We start from the raw sequence: 3,728 nt of genomic DNA on the forward strand, positions 1-3,728 counted from the left end.
GCCCGGGAGGCGGAGGTCTTAGCGAGCTTCTTCAGATAATCGGCGATATCTAGGCATGTCCCGGTAGGATGGGTCGTGAGCGTGTTGCGCGAATACCAATTTGGACAGACTAGTTTACGGACATATCCCCAATGATGGCGGACTGTCCGTTTTGCTGGACAGACATATAGCCTTGGCCGGCGTGGTAGGTTTATGGGTGGAGGAGGGGTTAATTGAGTGTTTTCTGTGAGACACGGCGCGGATAATATCTTCGAGGAGATTCAGAGGGAGTGGTTTGATATCGCAGTAAGTCGCGTGGGTTCTACTCTGGACAACCTATTAGGGTTGGTTTCGGAGCTTTTGTTTATAGAGCCGGGTCAGTTCTTGTGGGAGTTCCTCCAGAACGCTGAAGACGCCGGTCTAGAGTTGGGAAGGCATGGGCGCACATTTGAGGTCACGCTATACGGGGATAAGGTAGTCATAGAACACGATAGCAAGCCCTTCACAGAAGAAGACGTCAGGAACCTGTGCTTCACGATATCGTCCAAGAAACCCAGTAGGGGGTACAAGGGCTACATAGGTCTGGGCTTTAAGTCCGTGTTCAAAATCTCGGACCACGTTGAAGTCTACTCCGGCGACTACTCCTTCATGTTCTCGGAAAAGTGGTGGCGGGAAAATGAGGACTATCTGAGGAGGAAGGGGCTCGAGCTAAGGCGCATGGAAGTGCTGTGGCGTGTAGTGCCGATACCGATAAGACGCGAACAGCACATCCCACCCGGAAAGACGAGGTTTGTAATTTACTTCAAAGACCCACGGGAGGGCTACGAGGCAGTCGCTAAAGCCCTCGACGAGCTGAGACCGCACTTGTTCCTGTTCCTGGAGTACGTCAATAGAGTTGTTGTCGAGGATAAAGTCCGCTCAATTAGGAAGAGCATTGAATGGTCTTTTGAAGACGTCGGGGAGTTCGATGGCGTGAAAATCGAGAAGGTCAGAGTAAACGTTGCGGAGGGAAAAATGAAAGACAACGTTGTGGAAAACTTGAAAACAACCGTAAGCAAATTCCTGCTCTTCAGAAAGGAAGTGGAAGTTCCCAGGGACATCAAAGAAGACCCCGTCACGCAGCGAGCTAAGAGAGGTGATGTCGTTAAGAGGGAAATCGCAGTAGCTTTCGCCCTAGACCCGCGTACGGAAGACCTCACCCCCGTCGAGGAGGGACAGTTCTGGGGTGTGTACTCGTTCATGCCCCTACACGAAGCTAGTACGGGGCTGAAGTTCCTAATCCAGGGGGACTTCATCGTCCAGCCCGGTAGGAGGCAGGTCAATTATGAGGCCAAGTGGAACCACTGGCTATTCCAAGAAGTAGCACGACTCATTAAGCACGTCATTAAGTACTTGGCCGAGAAATACACGGGCTCGTACTTAGCCGTTCTCGACTATAAAGAGGTCGAGGACCCTGTCTACGTGAGGCTGATCAAGCCGTACGTGGTCAGGGTCCTGGAAGAAGAGCTCGCAGACCCCGAGGTCGTGTGCGTGAAGGGTCATAAAGTCAGGCTGAGCCAGGCCATGATATACGGTGATATCACAGCTGAGCTCATGAGGGAAGGCCTCCTCGACGAAGACGAGGTGCTGAAAATTCACGGCAAGCACTTAATACCCTACAACGACGACAGGATACCCCGCCGCCTCAAGGACAGAGCTAAAACGATGTCGCTAGAAGACCTGCTGAACCGGCGCTTGCTCGAGAACAAGGCAAAAAGCGACCTAGGCAAGGCTTTGGAGTATTTAAGAAAAACATACGAGCTTATCAGGCGTCACAACCACCCTCTCCCCCCGGAAGAATACAGGCTTGTAATTACTCGCGGTGGTGCTATAAAGCGCGCGAAGGACACGTACATAGCCAAGATACCTGACGAAGTCTCCAGGCTTATGGAGCGCTTCCCCGAAATTAGGGAGTACATTGACAGGCTCGACTTTGTCCACGACGAGCTAGCCAGGTACTTGGGGACGGATTACTTAAAGCAGCTGGGCGTTAAAGAAGTCGTCTTTACGGATGTATGTAGAGAAGTTTTGTTACCGAGGATTTACGTTAAAGAAGGTGCCACCCCACCGAATAAGGAAGAGCTCCTGCTTATCACGACCATCTGCAAGTACTACGTTATTCCGGAGAGGCCTGTGTGGGTGCTGACTTTAGGAGGGCACGTGAGGCCCTCAAACGAGGTCTACTACCCAGATCCAAGATACTTACCCCCCGAGAGGTTTGGGAAGCTGGGTATAGAATTCGTCGACCTAAGGGAATACCTCAAACAAGACCCCGTTGAAGACAAGCTGAGAGCATTCTTCGAGTTAGCAGGTGTTAAGGGTCTTAAGCGATGCGAGTACTACGGCGGTTACAGCGACCCTCCCCTAGCACCTCACCCTGATTACAAAGAACTGGTCGCCAAGCTACTGGATCTGATAAATAACTCTGGAAAAGATGAGAACGTCGAATACATCCGCATGCTCAAGCAGCTATACGAGGTCCTGAAGCCGTGCTGGGGGAAGCAGATTCTTCGGGTTAAGGTTCTGAGCGACCAGGGCCAGCTGGTGGACTCTACCGAGTGCCTGCTACACGACGAGTACGCCGCAGAGGAGAAGTGGACAAAGTGGAGGGATCAGGGCTTTGAGGTAGGCCCCTTCGTATCGCCGAGCTACAACGACGACCCGAGGAATGTTGCGAGCTGGCGCGACTTCTTTGTCAGGGTGCTAGGAGTAAAGGATAAGGCCCCGAGCGAGACCGTCGAGAGGTTTGCTCTGTGGTTTGCCGAGAAGAAACTTAAAGAGAGAGGCTACGAGGTCTACGCCCGAGAGGGTAAAGGCTACGACTTGTTGGTCAAAAGAGGTGATGAAGTCGTTTACGTGGAGGTGAAAGGCAGAAGCAGAGAGGGCGAGGTGGAGCTGACCGAGAAGGAGGTTAAGACCGCCCACAACTATGGGGATAGATACTGGCTTGTCGTGGTATACAACATACCCAATGATCCCAAAGCTTATTTAGTCAAGAACCCGATATCCCACCTAGGCAAGATCAGCTTTTCGGCCGAGGACATTAAGAAGAGGGGTGAGCAATTGTAGTGAGCGATGAAGAGCTCGCTAGGATAAAAGAACTCTTCGTAAAGTACCTGCGAGAAGAGAGCGTTGAGAGGATACTCGCCCTATATTACGCTTACGCGCACTCAGAGTACGGGTGTCCCGGAAAGGCGCCTCAGCTTTTGTGGTTGAAGTTTGGCTCGACGACGCCCCTGGAAGACGTCAACGGGGACTTGGCGAGCATAAACATACGGGTAGCGCCGGACACCAGGATAGCGAGTTTCTTGGCCTCGCTGATAAGAGCTCACGCAATAAACCTATTGGTCAGGGATGCCTTAAGAGCCCTGGACTCGGCCGAGTACAGGGCTAGGAAGGTGATGTCAATACTGTTGCTGGTACACGAGAGACTGGGCAAGGCTTTTATGGAGCGCATAGTTCGCAACATCCGGGAGTTTTACGAGCTTTACGTGCTCTTTACAGGCGAGGCGCTTGGAGCCGAGTACTGGAAAGACGTAGTTGTGAGAGCGTTAGCCCGAGCTCACATAGTAGACGAAGCAAATGAGCTTTTGGTCTGCTGGACTCCATGGTGGAGCGATGTTCTTAAGGGCCTTGAGGATAGACTACCAAGAGTGAAAATAGAGTTCGAAACGCCACCGGTGAGACCCGCGTAGATTAAGAGATCGCCT

General features: G+C 52.1%; 2 protein-coding genes. Both read left to right on the top strand.

Features of this window, described 5'->3' with window-relative positions:
- The first annotated feature begins 216 nt into the window (after nucleotides 1–216).
- Nucleotides 217–3,087, top strand: a complete 2,871-nt coding sequence (locus ACP5KC_RS09365; protein WP_428287375.1) for a DUF3883 domain-containing protein — start codon at nucleotides 217–219, stop codon at nucleotides 3,085–3,087.
- Nucleotides 3,087–3,713 carry a hypothetical protein gene (locus tag ACP5KC_RS09370; protein ID WP_428287376.1) on the top strand — a complete coding sequence of 209 codons (627 nt, stop codon included), beginning with the start codon at nucleotides 3,087–3,089 and terminating at the stop codon, nucleotides 3,711–3,713. The genes ACP5KC_RS09365 and ACP5KC_RS09370 overlap by 1 nt, the downstream gene beginning before the upstream one ends.
- The last annotated feature ends 15 nt before the right edge of the window (nucleotides 3,714–3,728 follow it).

It is taken from the genome of Infirmifilum sp., from assembly GCF_049970975.1.
GTDB classification, from domain to species: domain Archaea; phylum Thermoproteota; class Thermoprotei; order Thermofilales; family Thermofilaceae; genus Thermofilum; species Thermofilum uzonense.